The organism is Novosphingobium capsulatum NBRC 12533, from assembly GCF_001598375.1.
Classification (GTDB): domain Bacteria; phylum Pseudomonadota; class Alphaproteobacteria; order Sphingomonadales; family Sphingomonadaceae; genus Novosphingobium; species Novosphingobium capsulatum.
The window spans coordinates 1-2754 of the sequence record NZ_BCYV01000050.1; the positions used below are offsets into that span (position 1 = coordinate 1).

The following is a 2754-nucleotide window of genomic DNA, read 5'->3' on the forward strand; positions in this document are numbered from 1 at the left end:
CTGTATTGACGTCTTTACCCAATGCATCAATTGCGTAAGCCGTCTTTGAGAAATCGCTGATAGTCAGCCACTGCCCATCTTCTGGTTTATAATGCGGGTCAAAATGGACTTTATCGCCGAGATTGGGCGGAGCAATGATGTCTTCATCAGTGGACATCACCTTACACACCTCGACGCTCTTCCGCTTCAAGCGCGCGACAACCTGGCTCATTTCGTCACTCCGATCTCGATAAAGGTGAAATCATTTACCCTTCGGAGTCCTTCAAACTTGAGGTCACCGACGCCCTTCAGTATCTTCTTGGTGATTATGTAGCTTTTGACATCCTTGTTCGAGATCGCTGCGTAGATTTTGTAGCCTCTCAACACATAAATCGGATCAAAGTAGGCGCCGCCGGAACGATAGACAAAAACAAGAACAAGGCCAAAAATGAGAAAAAATGAAAGGTAATTTGTCGTGCTCAATGCAACGAAAAAATAGGCCAAGTATATTGGAAGAAATGTGTCATTGACCAACTCGATGGACTTAAAGCTTGCCTCATCCACACGCTCTTCCGACAGCCAGCGTGTCGCGAAAAATCCACTGCTGCTGATGAACAGGCACGCCAAGAAATACAAAATATATGACATGGACGTTAGAAGTGCGTCAGGCGGGCTCCATTCCATGACAGGCATATGCGGAAGATTTTTCAGAGCCCAGGCGTTTACATCACCCAGAATGGAAACCCCCTTGTTCACGAGGAAAATCGCGACGGTTAAAGAGATTGAGCTGAATATCAGAAGGAGGCGATAGAGGTGCGTCATCCACCCACCTTTGCGCGCTTCCAAGGCAGATGCCTAACAGATGCGAGCACAAATCTGCCAACCCGCAACAACCTGCTTCTGACCTCGCTCGGCTTGATCACTTGAAATTCCCCTGCTCTCGCGCGACATGCCAATAGCTTGGAACGTCGCTTGTCCAAGCCTCGCATGCAAATGTTTTCCGAGATCTGTCCCTTATTGTTACAGATGAGGAATCGCAGCTTCTTTCTTTCCAATCCTGGCAACCAATAGCGAACCGAACGACCGCCGCTCTGCTCACATTGGGCACTCGACGCGCAAACAGACCGTGGCGTTGGTTTTCCACATGCCGGCAATAGATCAACATCGGGAGGAACAGAGGGGAGGCCGTGGATGCACGTATCAGCAAATGTGCTTCACCAATCCGAAGCTGGTCGGCGCTGAAGTCTCTCTTGCCCCAGGGAAGCCCGGTCACCGCCGGTTGAACGCCCTCCCTCCTCCTGGTTTTGTCGCGCCAGACAGCTAGCTCATGTTGACAATAGACCTGATCCAGATACGGGCGGCAGCGATGTTGAGGAAGCCAAGGGAAGAGGCGGTGGAAGATCGACGATATTAGGCAATGGGTTACCTAACGCTGACAAAGCAGACGTGGCAGATTGAAGCTGGGTGACCGATGGCCCGATCAGGCACAGCCGGAGCTAGCCCACCACACTGTAGCGCGTATATCTGTCGGCAGCATCCAATGCCTCAGTCGCTCACCAGCCAGCTTCGAGCAGGATGAATGAACGGCAGCTTGACCCTTTCAGCAATCCGAAGATGGCCTTCCGGACTGTCCGCCATCCCGGACGAAACTGGCCCCGCGCCTACTTTTGCGGCCCGCCCACCGAGATTGAGCAGCTCACGCCCTTTCCGACCTTCGCCGCACGCCGCTGGCAATCCTCTAGCGCCTTCGCATTGCTCGCCCAAACGCTGGCGGCGTCCCGCAACGCCCGCCATCGCTTTGTATCGGACACCTGCAGCATCCGCTCCCCAGCCGCCCACCCATCGCGCTGGAGAACACTGGCCGCACGCTCCTCCGGCCAATGCCAGCCTTCTGGCACCGCCCGGTCAACGACGTCCGGAACAATCCAACCCAGCAGGAAGCCCGTCATCACGCCAATGGCCGCTGCGGCAGCCAGCCAGCGCACTTGCTGAAACATCCTCAGGATGGATTGCACGATGTCGTTGATCGTGAGGACGGTGCGATCCAGATCAATCCGCGCGGCGCCGAAGTGCTGTCGTTCAACCTCACTGGCCCTGGCCGTTGCGTGATAGATCTGCCCGGCAATTGTCTCGGGCGTCAGCTGCAGCGCGGGACTGCTGGCCAGCGTCTCGAGCGCGGCTGCCGCGTCGTCCTGGCAGGCATGGATACGAGCCAGGTCCTCGGTGTAGTCCCGGCTGTGCAGCTCCTGCTGCCGAGCCGCAAAGCCTTCGACAGCGGCAACGAGGGCGGCGAGCTTGTGGGTCATCGCCTCGAACGCGACTTCCGGACGGTCGAGGTCGGCCTGGGAATTTGCGCGGTTGGCGGAATTGGTAGTCACAGCCCCATCCCCCGATCACGGCCACGCTCAAGCGAGTGAGTCAGTTGCTGGGCGATCGACCTGGTCCTCGCCGCTTCGCTGATGTCATGACCGCTGACGCCCGGCGACCATTCCCGCGACCACTGTTTGCCGATCAGCTGGTTACCACGCTTGCTGAGTGCATTGCCCAGTTCGTGGTCCTTCTCCAAGCCCTTGGCCATGGCGCGCATCTGGCCTTCCACCTGCTGGCGCGCCTCGCGGTTGCTGCTGCCGGTGAGACGGCCGCGCTGGTCCTGCAGCTGCTGCCAGGACTCGACGAAGCGGTCGGCGCGCAATTCGGGATCGGCGCGGATCTTGGCTTCGAGCTTCATGGCACCGATGGCATTGGCGGTGCGGCCAATGGAGGCCTCGACCATAA

At 57.3% G+C, this 2754-nt stretch carries 3 protein-coding genes and 1 pseudogene; all 4 read right to left on the reverse strand.

All coding sequences use genetic code 11. From position 1 onward, the window contains the following. The coding region (locus SCA01S_RS21455; protein ID WP_157089087.1) for a hypothetical protein at positions 1–211 on the reverse strand (211 nt) is incomplete at its 3' end. Further along, positions 208–825 carry a KwaA family protein gene (locus SCA01S_RS21460; protein WP_157089088.1) on the reverse strand — a complete coding sequence of 206 codons (618 nt, stop codon included), beginning with the start codon at positions 823–825 and terminating at the stop codon, positions 208–210. The genes SCA01S_RS21455 and SCA01S_RS21460, both read right to left, overlap by 4 nt. An 815-nt stretch (positions 826–1640) precedes the next feature. Then, positions 1641–2357: a DUF6118 family protein gene (locus tag SCA01S_RS21465; protein ID WP_062788844.1), complete on the reverse strand. Its 717-nt coding sequence runs from the start codon at positions 2355–2357 to the stop codon at positions 1641–1643. Next, a pseudogene (locus tag SCA01S_RS21470) lies at positions 2354–2754 on the reverse strand (Ti-type conjugative transfer relaxase TraA); the annotation flags it as partial. The gene SCA01S_RS21465 and the pseudogene SCA01S_RS21470, both read right to left, overlap by 4 nt.